General features: G+C 69.9%; 21 protein-coding genes. 8 read left to right on the forward strand and 13 right to left on the reverse strand.

Annotated elements, in window-relative coordinates; all coding sequences use genetic code 11:
* Positions 1-49: 49 nt before the first annotated feature.
* Both ACI795_RS03205 and ACI795_RS03210 read right to left on the reverse strand, forming a co-directional pair.
* Positions 50-2,119 (reverse strand): ArnT family glycosyltransferase, encoded by a 2,070-nt coding sequence (locus tag ACI795_RS03205; protein ID WP_457073772.1) that lies wholly within the window; start codon positions 2,117-2,119, stop codon positions 50-52.
* A complete protein-coding gene (locus ACI795_RS03210; protein ID WP_457073773.1) occupies positions 2,116-3,390 on the reverse strand; it encodes a glycosyltransferase in 1,275 nt (424 codons plus the stop codon). The genes ACI795_RS03205 and ACI795_RS03210 overlap by 4 nt, the downstream gene beginning before the upstream one ends.
* A 128-nt stretch (positions 3,391-3,518) precedes the next feature.
* On the opposite strand from ACI795_RS03210, the gene ACI795_RS03215 reads away from it, so the two are divergent.
* Both ACI795_RS03215 and ACI795_RS03220 read left to right on the forward strand, forming a co-directional pair.
* A complete protein-coding gene (locus ACI795_RS03215; protein WP_457073774.1) occupies positions 3,519-4,457 on the forward strand; it encodes an NADP-dependent oxidoreductase in 939 nt (312 codons plus the stop codon).
* A gap of 105 nt (positions 4,458-4,562) precedes the next feature.
* Positions 4,563-5,498: a DUF808 domain-containing protein gene (locus tag ACI795_RS03220; protein ID WP_457073775.1), complete on the forward strand. Its 936-nt coding sequence runs from the start codon at positions 4,563-4,565 to the stop codon at positions 5,496-5,498.
* 3 nt (positions 5,499-5,501) lie between these two features.
* On the opposite strand, the gene ACI795_RS03225 is transcribed toward ACI795_RS03220, so the two are convergent.
* Both ACI795_RS03225 and ACI795_RS03230 read right to left on the reverse strand, forming a co-directional pair.
* A complete protein-coding gene (locus ACI795_RS03225; protein WP_457073776.1) occupies positions 5,502-6,188 on the reverse strand; it encodes a DNA alkylation repair protein in 687 nt (228 codons plus the stop codon).
* 10 nt (positions 6,189-6,198) lie between these two features.
* Positions 6,199-6,597, reverse strand: a complete 399-nt coding sequence (locus ACI795_RS03230) for a hypothetical protein (protein ID WP_457073777.1) — start codon at positions 6,595-6,597, stop codon at positions 6,199-6,201.
* A 150-nt stretch (positions 6,598-6,747) separates the two neighbouring features.
* Here ACI795_RS03230 and ACI795_RS03235 point away from each other — a divergent pair, with 150 nt between their 5' ends.
* On the forward strand, positions 6,748-7,140 hold the full coding sequence (locus ACI795_RS03235; RefSeq protein ID WP_457073778.1) for a hypothetical protein: 393 nt from the start codon (positions 6,748-6,750) through the stop codon (positions 7,138-7,140).
* Between the two features lie 228 nt (positions 7,141-7,368).
* On the opposite strand, the gene ACI795_RS03240 is transcribed toward ACI795_RS03235, so the two are convergent.
* On the reverse strand, positions 7,369-8,928 hold the full coding sequence (locus tag ACI795_RS03240) for a hypothetical protein (RefSeq protein ID WP_457073779.1): 1,560 nt from the start codon (positions 8,926-8,928) through the stop codon (positions 7,369-7,371).
* Between the two features lie 57 nt (positions 8,929-8,985).
* Between ACI795_RS03240 and ACI795_RS03245 the strand changes: the two genes are divergently transcribed.
* Positions 8,986-9,243 (forward strand): WhiB family transcriptional regulator, encoded by a 258-nt coding sequence (locus ACI795_RS03245; protein WP_457073780.1) that lies wholly within the window; start codon positions 8,986-8,988, stop codon positions 9,241-9,243.
* 76 nt (positions 9,244-9,319) lie between these two features.
* Here the strand turns inward: ACI795_RS03245 and ACI795_RS03250 are convergent, their stop codons facing one another.
* The 4 genes from ACI795_RS03250 to ACI795_RS03265 all read right to left on the reverse strand — a co-directional run bounded on the left by ACI795_RS03250 (position 9,320) and on the right by ACI795_RS03265 (position 11,738).
* On the reverse strand, positions 9,320-9,934 hold the full coding sequence (locus tag ACI795_RS03250; protein ID WP_457073781.1) for an Ltp family lipoprotein: 615 nt from the start codon (positions 9,932-9,934) through the stop codon (positions 9,320-9,322).
* A 409-nt stretch (positions 9,935-10,343) separates the two neighbouring features.
* Complete coding sequence (locus ACI795_RS03255) at positions 10,344-10,721, reverse strand: VOC family protein (protein ID WP_457073782.1); 378 nt, start codon at positions 10,719-10,721, stop codon at positions 10,344-10,346.
* Between the two features lie 252 nt (positions 10,722-10,973).
* Positions 10,974-11,351, reverse strand: coding sequence for a hypothetical protein (locus ACI795_RS03260; protein WP_457073783.1), 378 nt, complete (start codon positions 11,349-11,351; stop codon positions 10,974-10,976).
* A 216-nt stretch (positions 11,352-11,567) separates the two neighbouring features.
* Positions 11,568-11,738, reverse strand: coding sequence for a hypothetical protein (locus tag ACI795_RS03265; RefSeq protein ID WP_457073784.1), 171 nt, complete (start codon positions 11,736-11,738; stop codon positions 11,568-11,570).
* A gap of 178 nt (positions 11,739-11,916) precedes the next feature.
* Between ACI795_RS03265 and ACI795_RS03270 the strand changes: the two genes are divergently transcribed.
* Entirely contained in the window at positions 11,917-12,747 is an 831-nt protein-coding gene (locus ACI795_RS03270) for a hypothetical protein (RefSeq protein WP_457073785.1), read from the forward strand.
* A 119-nt stretch (positions 12,748-12,866) separates the two neighbouring features.
* Complete coding sequence (locus tag ACI795_RS03275) at positions 12,867-13,061, forward strand: hypothetical protein (protein WP_457073786.1); 195 nt, start codon at positions 12,867-12,869, stop codon at positions 13,059-13,061.
* A gap of 57 nt (positions 13,062-13,118) precedes the next feature.
* Here ACI795_RS03275 and ACI795_RS03280 read toward each other — a convergent pair whose 3' ends face one another.
* Complete coding sequence (locus ACI795_RS03280) at positions 13,119-13,442, reverse strand: hypothetical protein (protein WP_457073787.1); 324 nt, start codon at positions 13,440-13,442, stop codon at positions 13,119-13,121.
* 61 nt (positions 13,443-13,503) lie between these two features.
* Here ACI795_RS03280 and ACI795_RS03285 point away from each other — a divergent pair, with 61 nt between their 5' ends.
* Positions 13,504-14,019: a hypothetical protein gene (locus tag ACI795_RS03285; RefSeq protein ID WP_457073788.1), complete on the forward strand. Its 516-nt coding sequence runs from the start codon at positions 13,504-13,506 to the stop codon at positions 14,017-14,019.
* A gap of 152 nt (positions 14,020-14,171) precedes the next feature.
* Here ACI795_RS03285 and ACI795_RS03290 read toward each other — a convergent pair whose 3' ends face one another.
* The 3 genes from ACI795_RS03290 to ACI795_RS03300 all read right to left on the reverse strand — a co-directional run bounded on the left by ACI795_RS03290 (position 14,172) and on the right by ACI795_RS03300 (position 16,989).
* Positions 14,172-14,393, reverse strand: coding sequence for a helix-turn-helix domain-containing protein (locus tag ACI795_RS03290; protein ID WP_457074012.1), 222 nt, complete (start codon positions 14,391-14,393; stop codon positions 14,172-14,174).
* Between the two features lie 641 nt (positions 14,394-15,034).
* Positions 15,035-16,207, reverse strand: coding sequence for a protein kinase family protein (locus tag ACI795_RS03295; RefSeq protein ID WP_457073789.1), 1,173 nt, complete (start codon positions 16,205-16,207; stop codon positions 15,035-15,037).
* Between the two features lie 146 nt (positions 16,208-16,353).
* Positions 16,354-16,989, reverse strand: coding sequence for a hypothetical protein (locus ACI795_RS03300; RefSeq protein ID WP_457073790.1), 636 nt, complete (start codon positions 16,987-16,989; stop codon positions 16,354-16,356).
* A 126-nt stretch (positions 16,990-17,115) separates the two neighbouring features.
* Here ACI795_RS03300 and ACI795_RS03305 point away from each other — a divergent pair, with 126 nt between their 5' ends.
* A complete protein-coding gene (locus ACI795_RS03305) occupies positions 17,116-17,823 on the forward strand; it encodes a TIGR02391 family protein (protein WP_457073791.1) in 708 nt (235 codons plus the stop codon).
* Positions 17,824-17,833 lie beyond the last annotated feature (10 nt).

A 17,833-nucleotide genomic window follows, 5' to 3' on the forward strand; every position in this document is an offset into this window, starting at 1 on the left:
GTGCTCTGCCCACTCCCGGTGGGCAGAGCACGACTGCCGGCAGGACAGCTCAGCCGGTGGCGCCGCTGAGGTCGTAGAGGGTGACGCCGTCCACCGTCCGGGCGGTGAAGGTCGCCTCGACCCAGGCGGCGATCTCCGCCGACGCGCTGCTGCCGCCGTCGCTGGCCATCCCCATGCCCCCGCCGATGAACCAGTGCACCTGGCCCCGGGCGACGTACTGCTGGAACTCCGCCAGCGTGGGGGAGGGGTCGCTGCCGTTGAAACCGCCGATCGCCATCACCGGCTCACCGGTGGCCAGCTGGTAGCCGGCGGCGTTGTTCGAGCCGACGGCGGCGGCCACCCAGGTGTAGGAGTCGGCGTCCTCCTCGAGCACGGTCACGACCTCCTCGCTCGGGTCGGCGGCGCCGAGCAGCCCGCCCATCCCGCCGCCGGCCCCGCCGCCCCGTGCACCGGCGGTGCCGGTCTGACCGGGGGCCTGCCCGCCGGGCAGCTGGCCGGCGCCCGGACCCCGGCCGGTGCCGCCACCGGCCGGGGGAGTGGCGGTCGGCGCCTGCCCCGCGAAGCCGCCCCGGCCGCCGGGCCCGCCACCGCCGCCCGGGCCACCGCCACCACCGAAGCCCGCTCCGCCGGTCACCGTCGGGCCGGCCGAGGGGATCGACCCGGTGTGCGCCGTCCCGGCGGTCTGCACCGCGTAGGCGGCCGGGCCACCGAGCGCCGCCAGGACGCCCACGGCCAGCACCGCAGCCACGACCGCCCGGCCCATCCGGTGGGCGACCAGCAGCCCGAGCGCGGCGAGCACCCCGGCGACCAGCACCACCCAGCGCAGCCAGGGCAGGAAGTCCGCGGAGCGGCCGAGCAGGACGAACGACCACAGCGCCGTCCCCAGCAGCGTCAGGCTGAGCACGATCCGCGCCCACCAGCTGCCGCGCCGCTGCCACAGCAGCCCGCCGCCGATGCCGACCAGCGCCGCGATCGCCGGGGCCAGCGCCACGGTGTAGTAGGCGTGGAAGATGCCGGCCATCAGGCTGAAGGTGAGCCCGGTGACCACCAGCCAGCTGCCCCAGGTCAGCAACGCCGCGCGGCGCAGGTCGGTCCGCGCCGACCGGCCGACGGCGACCAGCCCGGCCGCCAGCAGCACCAGCGCCGCGGGCAGCAGCCAGGCGACCTGGCCGCCGATCTCGGCGTTCACCAGCCGGCCCAGCCCGGTCTCACCCCAGCCACCACCGCCGCCCACGCTGCCGGTCTCGTCGCCGGTCAGCCGGCCCAGGCCGTTGTAACCCCAGATCAGCTCCCACACCGAGTCGGTCTGCGAGCCGCCGATGTAGGGCCGCATGGACGCCGGCACCAGCTCGACGACGGCGACCCACCAGCCGCCGCTGACCACCAGGGCCAGCCCGGTGAGCAGCACGTCGACGATCCGGCGGCGCAGCGTCGTCGGGGCCGCGACCAGGTAGACCAGGGCGAAGCCGGGTACGACGAGCATCGCCTGCAGCGTCTTGGTCAGGAACGCGAAGCCGATCAGCACGCCGACGGCGACCAGCCAGCGCCGGCTCGCGGTCTGCAGCGCCCGGGTCAGCGCGTAGCCGGCCAGGGTGAGCAGCAGCACGAGCAGCGCGTCGGGGTTGTCGAAGCGGAACATCAGCACCGCGACCGGGGTGAGCGCCATGGCGGCGCCGGCCAGCAGCCCGGCGCCGGGGCCCACCACGCGGCGCACCGCCAGGTACACCACCCCGACGGTGGCCACGCCCATCAGCGCCTGCGGCACCAGCAGCGACCAGGAGTTCAGCCCGAACAGCCGCACCGACAGCGCCATCACCCACAGCGACGCCGGTGGCTTGTCCACGGTGATCGCGTTGGCGGCGTCGGAGGAGCCGTAGAAGAACGCCGTCCAGCTCTCCGAGCCCGCCTGCACCGCGGCGGCGTAGAAGGCATTGGCCCAGCCGGAGGCGGCCAGGTCCCACAGGTACAGCACGCCGGTGGCGGCGAGCAGGACGAGCAGCGCCGGGCGGACCCAGGCGGGGTCGGCGGCGCGGCCGCGCAGTGCCCTCCGTGCCCGGGACGGGCGGGCCGGCGCGGTCGCCGCGAGGTGGGCGGTCGGCGGCAGGGCGGTGGTGGTCATCGGGAGGTCTCCAGCGCCGGGGCGGCGGGTTCGGGGGCGGGGGTGTGACCGGTTCGGAAGACCCAGCCGCGGAGGAGGAGGAAGCGCAGCAGCGTGGCCAGCGCGTTCGCGCCGACCAGGAGCAGCAGCTCGGCGCCGCGAGACGGTGTCGGGGTGATCGCGTGCAGCGCGGCGAGGGTGCCGCTGGTCAGCGCCAGGCCCAGCCCGAAGACGGCGAGCCCTTGCAGGTGCGCGCGGGTGGCGCCGGTTGCGCCGCGGACGCCGAAGGTGAGCCGCCGGTTGGCCGCGGTGTTGGCGACGGCGGTCAGCAGCAGGGCGACCAGGTTGGCCGGCTGGGCGCCGACCACGGTGCGCAGCAGCACGAACAGCGCCAGGTAGGCCAGCGTCGACAGCACGCCGATGGTGGCGAAGCGCAGCAGCTGGCCGAACAGCCCCGCCGGCACGCCGGGCACCGGGTCGGTCAGCGGGCCGCGGCCGAGCTGGGCGCGCAACTCGGCCACCGGCAGCCGGCCGGTGGTCAGCGCGCGCAGCATCCGCGCGATCCCGGCCAGGTCGGCCTTCGCCGTTGCGACGATGTCGACCCGGCTGTCGGGGTCGTCGACCCAGTCGACCGGCACCTCGTGGATGCGCAGCCCGCTGCGCTCGGCGAGCACCAGCAGTTCGGTGTCGAAGAACCAGCCGGTGTCCTCGACCAGCGGCAGCAGCCGGGCGGCCACGTCGGCGCGGATCGCCTTGAACCCGCACTGCGCGTCGGAGAGGCGGGTGGCCAGCGTGCCGCGCAGCAGCAGGTTGTAGCCGCGGGAGATGACCTCCCGCTTCGCGCCCCGCACCACCCGGGACGACGGCGCCAGCCGGGTGCCGATCGCCAGGTCGGAGTGGCCGCTGATCAGGGGGGCGACCAGCGGCAGCAGCGCGGCGAGGTCGGTGGAGAGGTCGACGTCCATGTAGACCAGGACCGCGGCGTCCGAGCGCAGCCAGGCGGTGCGCAGCGCCCGGCCCCGGCCGGCTTCGGGCAGCTCCAGCACCTCGATGCCGGGCAGCTCGGCGGCGACCGCACGGGCGACCTCGACCGTGCGGTCGGTGCTGGCGTTCTCCGCGACGGTGATCCGGAACCGGTAGGGCAGCTGGGCGGACAGGTGGGCGTGCAGCCGGCGCAGGCACGGGCCGAGGTCGGCCTCCTCGTCGTGCACCGGGATCACGACGTCCACGACGGGGGGCGGGTCCTCGACGGTGCGGGCGGGTGCGTCGTCCGCCAGGGGGAGCGGTGGCATGGGGAGACCGTCGGGCGCGCCGCTGGTGCTGGCCCCAGGCCCGGCTACGTGCCGGCTGTGAGCGTCGTGGTTTCCGCCACGTGGCCGTCCGGTGTGCCCGGGAGGTGCCGTGGGGTAGGCCGGTGGGCATGAGAGCAGTGGGAGTGACGGAGTTCGGCGGGCCCGAGGCCCTGCAGCTGGTCGACGTGCCGCAGGAGCCGCTGGGGCCCGGGCAGGTCCGGGTGCGGGTGACCGCGGCGACGGTCAACCCGACCGACACCGCCCTGCGCAGCGGCTGGTACGCCGAGCGCGACCAGGTCAAGGAGTTCCCCTACATCCCGGGGATGGACGTCGCCGGGGTGCTCGCCGAGATCGGCGAGGGCGTCGAGACCGACCTGCAGGTGGGCGACCACGTGATGGGGGTCGTCGTGCCCAGCGGGCAGCACGGCGCCTACCGGGAGGACATCGTGCTGCCGGCGCGGTCGATCGCCCGGGTGCCGGCCGGCGTCAGCGACGCGGCCGCCTCGACCCTGCCGATGAACGGGCTCACCGCGCGCCAGGCGCTGGACGCGATGGACCTGCAGCCGGGCCAGGTGCTCGCGGTGACCGGCGCGGCCGGGGCGTTCGGCGGCTACGTCATCCAGCTGGCCAAGGCGGCCGGGCTGACCGTCGTCGCCGACGCCAAGGAGGCCGACGAGCAGCTGGTCCGCGAGCTGGGCGCCGACGTCGTCGTCCGGCGGGGTGACGACGTCGCCGACCGGATCCGCGAGCAGTACCCCGACGGCGTCGACGGGCTGGCCGACGGGGCAGTGCAGAACGAGGTCGTGCTCCCGGCGGTCAAGGACGGCGGTCAGGTGACCACGGTGCGCGGCTACGCCGGGAACGGGGAGCGCGACCTGCACGTGCACCCGGTGTTCGTCGGCCAGTACGCCGAGGAGCAGGAGAAGCTCGACGGGCTGCGCGAGGCGGTGGAGACGGGCGTGCTGAGCCTGCGCCTGGCGCAGTCCTTCCCCGCCGCCGAGGCCGCCGAGGCGCACCGCCGGCTCGAGGCCGGCGGCGTGCGCGGCCGGCTGGTCATCACCTTCTGAGTCCGGCGCCGGTCCCCGCGCGCGCGGCGGGCGAGCGGGGACCGGCTCCACCCAGCAAGATGTCCGGGTCAGCACACACCGGCTGACCGACCGGGAGGACGTCAGGTGGCGGGTGGACTCGTAGCTCTGTTCGACGACGTGGCGGTGCTGGCGCGCGCCGCGGCGGCCTCGGTCGACGACATCGGGATGGCGGCCGGCCGGGCCAGCGCCAAGGCCGCGGGCGTCGTGGTCGACGACGCCGCGGTCACCCCGCAGTACGTGCGTGGCCTGGCGGCCGAGCGCGAGCTGCCCATCGTCCGGCGCATCGCGCTGGGGTCGCTGCGCAACAAGCTGCTGATCCTGCTCCCCGCGGTGCTGCTGCTCAGCCAGTTCCTGCCCTGGCTGCTCACCCCGATCCTCATGCTCGGTGGCTGCTACCTCGCCTACGAGGGCGCGGAGAAGGTGTGGGCCAAGGTCGCCGGCCACCACGACGACCACACCACGGAGGAGGGCGCGCTCCCCGACGAGGACACCATCGTCTCCGGGGCCGTGCGCACCGACTTCATCCTGTCCGCGGAGATCATGGTGATCTCGCTGAACGAGGTGGTCGACCAGGCGTTCGTGGCGCGGGCGGTGATCCTGGCGGTCGTCGCCGTGCTGATCACCGTGGCCGTGTACGGCTTCGTCGGGCTCCTGGTGAAGATGGACGACGTCGGCCTGCGGCTCTCCCAGCTGCCCCGGGCGGGCGTGGCCCGGTTCGGGCGCGGGCTCGTGGCCGCCATGCCGCGGGTGCTCACGCTGCTCACCGTGGTGGGCACCGCGGCGATGCTCTGGGTGGGCGGGCACATCCTGCTCGTCGGCAGCGACGAGCTGGGGCTGCACGCCGTCTACGACGTGGTGCACCACCTGGAGGAGGCGGCCGCCGAGGCCACCGGCGCGCTGGGGTCGGTGGTGGGGTGGCTGGTCAACACCCTCGCCAGCGCGCTGATCGGGCTCGCCGTCGGCGCGCTGATCGTGCTGGTCATGAACCTCACGGTGCACCGCCGCAAGGCGGCGCACTGACCGTCAGGCCAGGTGCCTGGCCGCCTCCCGGCGGGACAGCGGGCTGAGCTCGTGCGTCGCCAGGAACCGGCGGACCCAGGCCGGGTCGGTCTTGGCGTGCTCACGCAGCGCCCAGCCGATGGCCTTGCGGACGAAGAACTCCGGGTCGGCGGCGTTGGCCTCGATCACCTCGGTGAGCAGCGCGGTGTCGGTGCGTTCCTTCGCGCCCAGCTGGGCGATGACGGCGCTGCGGCGCAGCCACCGGTCGGGGTGGCGGGCCCAGCCGCGCAGCACCGGCCGCAGCGTCTCGGGATGTGCGAGCAGCAGGTCGCGGACCCGGGGTTGGACGCCGTCGACCAGGTCCCACCAGGCGCCGGTGGTGATCATCTCCTCGTACCGCGGCAGCAGCTCGAGGGCGGCCCGGGCCGGCGGCACACCGGTGAGCGCGATCGCCGCGTGGCGTTCCTCCCGGTTGGCGGCGCCGCGCCAGAGCAGCTCCGCCGCCGCGCCGACGTCGGCGGCGGAGCCGGGCGGATGTGCCTCGGCGGCGGCGCGGACGATCCGGCGCACCTCCGGCAGCCGCACGCCCAGGCAGGGCTCGGAAGTCTTCAGGTAGGCCTGCAGGCTGCGGCCGCGCTCCGGGTCGCCGGCCGCGGGCAGCGCACCCCGGACCGCGGCGACGAGCGCCGCGACCTGGTCCTCGGGGTGCACGCCGCCGGCCTCAGCGGCGCCGGGCAGCCATCGGCAGCCAGACGGCCAGGCCCAGCAGCAGCATGGCCAGCGGTACGTGCAGCGGCAGGCTGCCGCCACCGGCGCGGCCGAGGAGGTACTCGACCACCAGCAGCACGAGCAGCAGCGCGGAGCCGATCAGCAGGTCGCGGCGGTGGCGCAGCCAGATCGCGGCGGCGACGACGGTGAGCGCAGCCAGGGTCATGGTGATCTCGGCGCCGCGCTGGTGCAGCGTGTACCAGGTGCTGCCGTCGGCGTCGGGGCGCAGGAACAGCCCGGCCCACAGGCCCTGCAGCAGCACGCCGAGCGAGGTCAGCCCGACCAGGGCGCTCCAGACCGGGTTCGGCCGTGCGCGGGTGGTCGGGGCGGTGGGGGAGTCGGCGACGGACATGCGCTGATCCTGCCGCAGCCCCCGGACGGGACCAGGGGCGATGGGCCTCCCCCGATCGGGGGGTGGATGGCACGCCATCCGGTTGTGCGCAGCGCGCTCGGGCATCCGTGGGTCCTGGCCGCTGGGGCCGGACCGACACCGGAAGGCATCATGCGCACTCCCTCGCTCCGCACCGCCCTCGTCCTCGTCGCCGCCACCGTCACGCTGGCCGGGTGCAGCTCCACCGGTGCGCCGGCGGGCGGGCAGCTCGACCGCAACCAGGGCGCGGCCGAGCTCGCCGTGGCCCAGCGGGCTGCGCTCACCCCGCTGGCGGTCCAGGTCGAACTGCTGAGCCGGGCCGAGCAGCGGGCGGTGCTCGCCGGAGACGCTGCGAGCGCCCGGGAGGTGCAGGCGCAGCTCGCCGCCTACCGGGAGCTGGCCGCAGCGGTCGACGGCGCGGACGACCCGGCCGAGGTGCACGGAGTGGTCGACCGGGCCGGCCTGCCGCTCACCGTGGACGGTGGCCCGACCGTCGACGGTGTGGTCCTGGCCGACCGACCCTGAGGTTGCAGTCGCTGTAACGACGCTGGCCGGCGAGCAGGCGACCGGCTCGTCCCGGCTGCCGCGGCGACTCCGGCGGCGCCTGCCGGTTGTCGGTGTCGGTGCAGTGACCGCACCCGGCGGGCGTGCGGACGCGGCTGAGGCGTCCTGGCGCTGGTGTTGCCCCGGTCGCGCCGGAGCCCCGGGGGACGCCGATGCGTCCACCCGGGGCTCCGGTTGCCGGCGGTCCGGTCACTCGTCGAACTGGACCTCCAGGTCGCCGGCGGAACCGGTGACCTCACCGGACAGGTCGAACCAGAACTCGTCCTCGTAGGCCTCGACCTCGAGCTCGCCCAGCCAGTCGGTCCGGGTCGTCGTGCCGGTCAGCCGGAGCTCGCCCCGCTCCTCGGTGACGATGTCGAGGACGCCGGTGTAGGGCTCGTACTCCAGGGAGAACTCCGGTTCTGAGGTCACCGTCATGCCGACGTCGGTCAGCTCCCCGCTCCAGGAGGACCAGTAGCTGAGGAACGGGCAGTTCGTCAGCGGCACCGAGGTCATGGTGGTGCACTCGGCGATCCGCTCCTCGATCAGCGCCTGAGCGTCCTCCAGCGCCTCCGGCTTGACCTCCGGGTCGAGGCCCGCGCCGCTGGACTGCCGCATGGTCACCACGAACCGGGTGGGTCCGGAGGTGAGCAACGGGTGGTCGGCCGCGTGGAGCACGTAGCTGCCCGGCAGCGCCAGGTGCGACGACTGGTCCAGCTCGACGCCGGCCGTCTCCGCGCCCAGGTCACTGTCGGAGTACGGCTCCAGCGTGGGCAGGGTCTCCGCGACCGTCCAGGTGCGGAAGACGCCGAAGCGCTCCTCACCCTGCACCAGGGAGATCGACTCCTCCATCGGCTGACCGTCCACGGTGTACCGGACGGTCACCTGCGCGGAGCTGCCGTACTCCTGCACGTCCCGCACCTCGACGTCCCCGATCGGGGAGTAGTCGTCGCTGTCGAGGACCTCGTCGGTCAGCAGCGGCTGCCCCTCGACGTCCGGAGCGTCCGACAGCTGCTCCAGGACCCCGGCGACGTCCCGGTCGGCCAGCGCCTCGAGGTAGCGCTCGGCGGCCGACTCCGGGGTGAAGAAGAAGGCGTTGACCGCGGCGATCACGGCCGCCGCGACCGCGGCGACCGCCAGCAGGACGCCGGTCAGCAGGGCACCCAGCCGCACCCGTGCCGAGCGCGTGCCGGCAGGTGCGGGAGCGGTGCCGGCCAGTGCGGCCGCCCACTCGGGAGCGATCTCCCGGCCGGCGATCAGCCGGGTGACGCGCGGGGGGAGGGACAGCGCCAGGGTCGGGCCCCAGCGCAGCACCCACACGGCGAGCGCGGCCCAGGCGGCGCCGAGCAGCGGCGCCCAGAGCAGGGAGACGCCGACGTCCGCGGAGGCGGAGCCGCTGGCCTCGCCGACGAGCGCGGCCTCACCCGAGACCGAGCCGGACATCGACACCCGCACCAGCAGGGCGGCGAGGAGCCCGGCGACCGCGCCGCAGACGGCAGCGACCTTGAGGTCGTTGCCGCTGACCGTGGTGCCCGGGCGGCGCAGCGTCCGGCGGACGGCGGTGCCGAGGGCGACGGCGAGGGGCACCAGCAGGACGAGCAGCCAGGCCTTCGAGTCGAACAGCGTCCACTGGAAGCCGCCGTCGATGCCCACCTCGTCGTCGAGGAAGTCCATCAGCTCGGCGCCACCGCGGCTCTCGGCTCCGGCCACGAGCGGGACGCCCAGGGTCGCCAGCAGCGCGACGAGCACCGCGTTGACGCCGAGGACCACCAGTCCGGCCAGTGCCGACCAGCGGTCGCCGTCCAGGTCGTCGGTCAGGTAGGCCCGGTGCAGGAATGGTCTGAGCTGTGCGGCCAGCTCGCCGCTGCGGATTGGATTTCGTGCCGGACCAGTGACCCGGAGGCGTGGTGGGCGGGCGGTGGGTACGCGGCCCGCATGGCGGTCGCCGGCTGTGGCGAGTGCCCGGTGCGGGTGGCCTGCCTCGACTACGCGCTTGCCGCGAACGAGTGTGGAGGTACGTGGGGCGGCATGACCGCGGGGGAGCGGCAGCGGCTGCGAAGCTCCCGGACGGCCGTGGCTGCCTGAGAGCTTCGCAGCCGCTGCCGGCAACGAAGGCGCCCCACCCGCCAGTAGGCAGGTGGGGCGCCTTCTGTCGTTCAGGTCAGAGTCCGACCTGGCTCACGCCGTACTCGGCCTGCTCCGGGGTGAACTTGTCCCCGTACTCACTCGTCAACTGGTCGATCAGGCCAGCGCGAGAGAACGACGTGAACTCCAAGTAGCTCTTCGCCTTCTCCGCAGCCTCCGCGTTCCAGTCCACCTCGACGTGATCGACAGCCCAGGTCGCGTCTTCCACGGAGAACTGGTCGCCGTACTCGCTGGACAGCTGGTCGATCAGCCCCTGACGGGAGAAACCCGCGAAGTCCAAGTACCTCTCTGCGCTGCGCACCGCCTGCTGCTGGCTCGCCGTGCCCTCGTCGGCCGCAGGCTCCGGAGCGGGAGCAGGCGCGGGAGTGGGAGCTGGTGCAGGTGCCTGAGTGCTGGGATCGACGACCTCCGTGGTCTCCGCGGCCGGCTCAGAACTGCTCGACGACGCCGAGGTCTCGGTGCTCGCCGTCCCGGCGGCAGTGTTCGTGTTCTCGTCCTCGCCACCGAGGTTGGCGAACAGGGCGACGAGAAGCACCGCAGCGACCCAGAACCACCACCGTTTCCACACCGGCTTCTTGCTCGTGCCCGCACTTGTGCTGGCTGGCTCATCTACTGGTGCGGTCGACGACATGGCGTGCTGCTCCCCGTGATTGCGTTGCGGACGGTCGCGGCACGCTACCCCGGCGAGCGGTCACAGCAGGGTCACGATGCGTCGCTTGATTCGTGCGCCCGCTGGTCTAGGCGCTGTGCCTGACACCTCGGGCATTGCCCAGGTGGCGACCAGTAAGCACCTAGCGAGACCTCAGGGTTCCGCATGTACTGTCGCCGCTGCCTCCGCCGGTTACCCCCGTGGCTGGCGGAGGCCTCCACCTGATCGGAGCCGAGTACTCAGGGGCCGCGCACCGACCGCGCCCACCGCGCCGTGGCGTCGCTGCGCCGGTGACTGCGCTCAGCGAGGACGTCAGCCCCGACGGACGCAACTGGTCGCGGTCCACGAGCGCATCGGCGGCCGCTTCGCCTAGGGAGCAACGGGACCTGGCTCAGACCTGCTTCTTCTTCACCCAGCAGAGGCAGAAGGGATGGCCGGCCGGGTCCGCGTAGATCTGGAAGCTGTCTGGCTCGTCGCTGGCCTCGGCCGCTTGGAGCAGCTCGGCGCCCAACGACATGACCTCTTCGTGGGCGGTCTCGATGTCATCGACCCACAGGTCGAGGTGGATCTGCTGCGGAGTCCCGTGCGGCCATTCCGGCCGGACGTGGTCCGGAGCGAGCTGGACTCCTACCCGCGCCCGACTATCGACCATCACCATGTGCCAGTCATCCTCGGCGTCGACCGTCCCGCCGAGGAGCCCGGCCCAGAAGCTGCTCTCCGCGGACAGGTCGGCGGCGTCGAAGACCACGACCTGACTGTTGATCTTCACCGCGTCCTCCTTGCTCAAGTCCCATCGGGCACCGCCAATGGATTGGCACATCTCGCCCACGTACTGCTGCGAGGCCGCCCAAGACCACCCGTAGGGGCGACCCCAGAAGCGCGGGCCGGGTGCGCCTGGCCTCAGCTATCACACCGAAATCAACCTCAGCTATCACACCGAAATCAAAGAGGGGGGCCGCAGCCCGAGTTCGCCTGATATTGCACAGCATCACCGCGACATGTGCCAATTCTTTTGGACTACTCATGATCGGCGAGAGCCTAATCGGCCCGGCTTGCCAAGTGGGCTGATCTCCCGCATGACGATCGCGGCGAAGTCGAGTTCCATGGTTTGAAGCCTGCGAACTGTCTCGGTGGGCACGTTCCCAAGCCCATAAGTCGCTCGTTCCCTCATGAACTTGTTCAGCTCGGCTACTAGCTCTCGAGCTGCGTCGACAATGGGCTCTGAGCGAGCGACAATCATGAGCTTGGACAAGGCTTCATCGATTGAGGCGTCATACTGCCTGCGCTCAGTGGTGGCCACAGTCCCGCCCGATTGCTCGGTTGGATCAACAACTACAAAATCGACGTCCGCGTACATGGCGAAACGACGAAACTTCCGTACAGCCGCAAGGAGTTGCACGCACGCGTCCTGCCTTGCCTGAAAGTCGGCACGTTGTGCCTGCAGTCGACGTTCTCGTGCTTGGCCCCAAAGTGAGATGCCTCCGCCTAGGACTACGCCAACCAGGGCGAAAATTCCCGATGCCCATTCCACGGTCATAACCTAGGGTGCAACGGGTCCGGCTGGCCATAGCGCGCTAGGCGCATGCGGGGAGGACGGGCATGACTTGTGTTGGGACTACGGGCCGATCGGCGCGACCACCGACCGCGTGAGCCCGGTGTCCTCGCTGGTGAACTGGCCGAAGGTCGCCAGCCCGACCACGCCACCGGCGACGGCCAGTGTTACCGCCGACGCTGCCAGCCGGCTCCTGACGCTTGGGTGGCGGGCGGGCTGGCGGGGGTTCGTCATGCACCGGATCGTGGCTGGTGACGGTCACCGTGGGTAGCCAACTCGGCCTGGTGCAGTCGGTCGAGCATCACCCGCGGTCCGCCGGCGACTCTCAAAGCTGGACTACTTGCATAGTGCGGTCCGGTTTCGTATCGACCATGATCGGTCCTCTGTAGTGCGAGGTGCACGGGGGTGCTGCGTGGTCGAACCGAGCGTTGATCGAAAGCCGCAGAGCATTGATGACTGGATCGAGGGTCGTTTGCGCGGTCTCTTGCGCTGGCGCTTCCTTGCTCTCTCGACGGTCGGGGCGGCGCTCTGCGGTGCCGCGATCGGTAAGACCCATGGCTGGGCGTTGATTGCACCGCTCAGCGGGGTCATCGTCTTTGGACTGCTCGCGGCAACCATCGTCTGGGCTAGGGACAGGCTGGTCCGCATCGAGAAGGCTCGTGCCGCGAAGGTGGCTGACGAGGCCAAGCATGTCGCCGAAAGACTGTGGGCGACGTTGCATGGCGCTGGGCTGCCCCTCATGAAGACGCTCGGGGACATCTGTGCGCGGTCGGAACGGGATGGCTACGACTCGCGTAGCGCCATGATCACCCAGGTGCTACACGTGTCTCGTCGGCGCCTCGGGCAGGACGCCGACGAGAATCGGGTGATCTTCTACGAACGTCAGGACGCTGACACCCTGAGGGCAGTGGACTGGCAAGGTCGAGGTCACCCGCCGAGACACTTGCAGTGGGAGCGAAACCAAGATCGCCTCGGACGGTCCGTCTTGGAGTTCCTGGACGATGATCAGCCGCTGTTCCAGGACTACCCGAACGTTTTCGAGGACCCCCCGGATGGCCTGGACCCGCGGACTGCCTCGTATCGCAGCTTCCTGACGATCCGTGTGGTGGCGGGATCCCGACGCCTCGGCATCCTCACCGTGGACTCGCCGCATGCTGGCAACTTTGAGCTGCGGGACCGCAACGCGCTGAGTCTCCTGTCCGGCCTTCTAGCTGCAGGAATCGCTGCAGCGGAACGCACTTGAACCCGGAAGAGTTACAACCAGTGTCCGACACGCCCGAGAGTCTTCTGATCATGAGCCCGGCGCATCTAAGCTCCGCGCCCAGGGTAGGACGTGGGCCCACGACGGGGGAGAAGGTCTAGATGACGATGACGCATCCAGCCGAGGCCGCATCGACAACGCCGACTGCGGTTGAGGACGTCACTGTCCGAGCGGTGCGACTTGCCGATGAGTGGGCCTCCGGTGACCTCGACGCCGACGAGTACTTCCGGTCGGTCGATCTGCTGGCCTCTGACGCCATCGCTCAGGAACTCGCAGAGGCGAGCGGTAGACGCTGAATTGGACGACTGAGCCCCCGCCGTCAACGACGGCGGGGGCTCAACTGTTGTCGTGCGTCAGAACCCCTGTGCGAGCTTGGTGGCGTCACCGGCGAGGCGTTCTCGCATCGGGACCCCGACCTCCTCGGCGATCTGCACGAGCGGCTCGAGGATGTCCTGCACCACGGTGCCAAGCGCCGCAGCGCTGACGTACCCGACTTCGCGGGGACTGACCTCGGCGATCAGCTCACCCATCAGAGCCTCGATGCGCTTCGGCTGGTCGTTGCCGGCAGCCAGTGCGAACGCCAGCCGGGCGCCGCGGGCGTTGATGGCTTCCACGTCGACGACGCCGGCGGGATTCCCGCTGTCGTCGGCCAGCAGGTAGCTGTTGCGGTCAGTCATCGGTTGATCCGCTCGGGCAGGCCGGCGGATCGCTCGCTGAAGTGGTGACAGAATCCCGCTGGTGGAGACCGTCATCGTCGCCGTCCTTGGCCTGATCACGACTGCCACTGCTCCCGCGCTCACCGGCTGGTTCTCATCGAAACGCGAGAGGGTTGCCTGGCGGCGGGGGCATCAGAGCCAGGCCTACGGCGACGCTATGGCATACGCCGAAGTGGTTCAGAAGCGCCTCGACTTGGTCACGGATCCCTATCCGAGTCGCCGAACATGGCCAGAGACAGAGCACATAGATCTCATCACTGCCAGACTGCGCCTGTTCGGTGATCCTCCTGTCGTTCGGGCGTGGTTGGCCCTGATCAGGCGCGAAGAGATCTTCGACTTTGAGATGGGTGAGAACTTCGGCCACTTGCTCGTCTCGGATGGGGCCACCGGGGAAGCCGTGCCCACAGACGAGCCGACGGTCGTGGCCCTGCAGGCCGCCCTTCGGGCTTTCCGAGATGCGGCGGCGGCCGGCATTGGACGGGCTGGCCGCGCCCCGAAGGGCCGCGCTCCGAAGGTGCGCCTACAGCTTGAGGACTAACGGGTAGGCGCCCTCACAAGGTGGCCGCGACTCGCGGTCAGGAGATCGACATGTCCTCCAATGTCCACTCCCCGAGCGCCTAGCTCTAGGAGATCTCACACGTCCAGTCCGTCGTCAGCGACGGTGGGGGCTCACTCGCTGACGGTGGCGAGTCATGACGAAGCCCGCCGACGCCCACTTCTTAGGTTGCTTGGAATCGGCGGTCGGTGAGCGTGTTCCAGGATCTGGCTGATGTCGGCCGGCGCCAACCGAATCCGGCCAGTTGGCATGATCCGGTAGGAGACTCGCTGCTGATTGATCAGCCGATACAGGGTTGAGCCGCTCATGCCTAGTACCTCGGCGGCTTCTGTCACAGTCAGCAACCGATCCGGCATGGCGACACCGTGCTCCTCTGTCACGTGCCATGCCTACCAAGACCGACGTCGCGAGGCGACTGAGCCTCCGCCGTGCTCATGCGCGGCGGAGGCCTAGCCGTGGGTGGCGGAGGCTAGCTCTACTAGGGGCAGCTGCGCTCAGCGAGCGCCTTGGCCAGGAAGCTGAGCAGGTCGGCCGCCTCGTCTGGGGTCAAAGACCGCCAGTCTCGAGGTGCCCAGTCAAGCGCAATGCGGGTCCTGCCGTCGTCGGAGTCGTTGTTCGTCAGCCAGCCACCCACGCCTGTCGAGCCGGCGATCTCAATGGGGCCACTGAGGCATCCCACGCGGACGCCTCCCGTCTCATCGGTGAACTGCTCGTGTGCCCGCTGGTCACACCACGGGGCATGCTGCTGCATAGTGATCATTTGGGTCCTCTCCCTCTCGGCAGGTTGGGGATCAAGGCCTCGTCCGGTGTTGGCGCACCGGGCGAGGCCGTCTTATCAGGCGAGGTACTCCTCGACCTGGTCGAGCGTGAGCCCGCTTATCGGAGACGTCGGCGCGTTGCTACGCACCTCGGTCAGCCAGTAGCGGCCGTAATCCAGTGCTCGCGGATCGCGGCGTCGGGATCGGGTGAGCTTGTAACGCGGCTGCTTGCATGCGAATTACGCGGAAGCGTCGCTAGGCGTAGCAACCAGCGCCTCGACGTCCGAGATGATCTCCCGTACGGACGCGTACCTCTGCGCAAGGTCGTGATCGACACACTTTCGCACGATGCGGCCTACCTCCTCAGAAGTCACCGAAAGCGACTCGCGCCCGGTGAAGACGAAGGAGAGAACCCAGCCGGTGGCGTAGATCTCGTTAGCGATACTGTAGTCCCTGAAGTTCTCAAGGAGTGGGTCGCGTATCGTTCCGCGCAACTCGGTATGGGTGCGGGTGTAGTTCGACTCTTGCTCTTTGACTAACCCGAAGTCCGAGAGCTTAACGATTACGGCGCTGCTGGCGTACACCTTTAGGAGTACGTTCTGTAGGCTGATATCGCGGTGAAGTAGACCTTCGCGGTGGATGTAGTTGAGTCCATACAGGAACTGAAGGACGATCCTCTTGCGGTATGCGAAGGTCAGGGATGCGTTGCGTTTTTTGATGTAGCTGCGAAGCGTCTCATCGCAGAACTCCATCCGATACTCGTTGCGTTCCTCGTCGTAGCGGTAGACCTCGACGACGTATGGAAAGCTGAGTCGCTTCATCACGTCAAACTCCCGTTTGAAGCGGTGCAGATCGCGGGGATCGATATTCTTCTTTGCCCGCTTGACGGCGAACTTGATGTCGTAGTCGGGGTCCACGTAGGAGAACACGTGAGCGTAGGACCCTTCGCCGACCATGTCGAGCTTGGGCGTAACTGACTGCTTTGCCAACTTGGTTGTGGTCGAGGGCCGACTGAAGACCGGCTCGTGCTTGACAACCTCAATCTGCGTGAAATCCGCCGGCACCGTACTCCCGCCGCTTCTCGACAACCACGGCTTGCAGCGTTCAAGGGCCTCTTCGTACCCCTCAGCGAGCCTGGCTTCGACGCCCGCTCGTTTCAGATCGTACAAGTCCTCGTCGAGCTGGCGGATGAGGTCGAGGAATTCTCGGCTGTTCTCTGCCCAGTAGTGATGTGTGGTGAGCGCTCTATCGTTGATGCTCAAGAAGTGCTCGTTCAGTCGCTGATGCAGAACGCTGAACATGTGCCCAAAGTCCGGGTCGTCATCGTACAGCCGGTCAAACGCTCGCGAACTGGCGAGTTTCGCGTACTTGTCCTTGAGGTCGGAAATTCTCAGTTCAGCTGCGTCGGCCACTGGTCATCCCTCTTGGCCGCCAGGCGGGCGCTTGCGGCCACTTACGTCTCGGGTGAGCTGTCATGTGAGTCTCTCAGGTCATTGGAAGGCTTGCGCGCCTGTCGTCAAGACCTGCCTGGCGGTCTGACCTTTCGCCTGACACGTGCCTACTCGATCGGGGTAACGCCGGGAATGCTCGTCGGCGGCAGTTCCCACCCGTGCTTCTCGCAGATCGCCTTGATCTGCGCCTCGGCGTTCGCCTGGAGCTCGGTAGCTGCGACCGGATCAAAGCCGACCGCACGGAAGCGGCGCAGGTTGATGCTGAGCACCTGAGCCCACCGCTGATACGGGTCGACGTTGGCGAGGCGCTGATCCACCGAGTCACCCGGCTTCGCCGCCTCCATGACCTCCCGACCCAGCACGGCCCCCAGTGCTCGCTCTGCCTCCAACCACTTGTCTAGACCCGCCCAGTCGTCAAACTCGTCGACCAACGCGATAGCCGCGATGCGGAAATTGGCCAGCCGATCGCCTACGGGCTCGACGGTCGGGTCGAATCCGACGAACCGCTGGACCGCCTGTTGGAGGCCGGACCACAAGGCGCTAGCGGCCGCCTTGCGCGACGCCTCAAGCGCCTGGGAGGACCGCTTGTTGGACAGGGTCGTGCCGACGATCGCGACGACGAGCGACAGGCCTGAGAGAATGATCGCAGCGAACTCCACGGCGGGATCGTTCCATGTAGCGAGGCCTGTGTTCCAGGAATCGGTGCAGCGCAACTCCACCCGGTTGCCGCGTCGATAGGCCACGTGCTGGGAACGTTCCTGCTCCCTACCGGGCTATACGCAGGCGGGGAAGACGACGCTCGACAACTGTCCGGCGAGGTGTGGGTTACACACCGTCTCGGGAGTGGGTGCTGCTCCTACGCTGGTTGGGTGATCACCGACCCCGAGTTCGCGAGGGAACGCCTCACCTCCTACCTGGCCCTTTGGGACGAGTACAAGGACTACGAGGCGGAGCGGGACCTCCAGACGATCGGTGAGGACATCATCAGTGCCCAGCCGACCGTGATGACCCTGCTGCACGCGCTAGGTGAGCAGGTCTCGCGGATTGGGTTGGAGGACTGGGCACAGCGAGAGCACCGCAGGGCAGTGCTTCGTGCGCTCGGCATCCTGGCTGATCAGGGGAAGCTTGAGAGAGCCCTCGCGCCCCGAGGGCCTGAGCTCCGAGCAGCTGGCCTCCACCCGTGGGTGTGGGAGGCCGCGGCGCCCTATTGGCCCGGGGGCCACTACAGGAGTGCAGTCGCCACCGCCGCCGGCAGCGTCAGCCTCAGGGTGCAGAGCAAGCTGGATCGCTGGGACGTCGCGGACGACGCACTGATGACCGAGTCGTTGAGCCCATCGCCGGCAGCGCCGGGCAGGCCGCGCCTCCGTCTCCCGATCACTCCTGGACGGCCGTTCGAGGAGGCGCTTCAAAGTGGAGCGCTGGCGTTCGCCCGCGGCGTCTACGCGCTGCTCCGCAACCCAGCGACCCACAACGTGACGGAGGAGTGGGGCGAGCAGCGGGCACTGGAGTCCCTCGCCGCCCTTAGCCTCCTGGCCCGGGTGCTCGACGACGCGAGCATCGAGCAAGTGGAGCAGTGAGGCCGGCCGA

It is taken from the genome of Modestobacter sp. SYSU DS0290 (genome assembly GCF_054050955.1).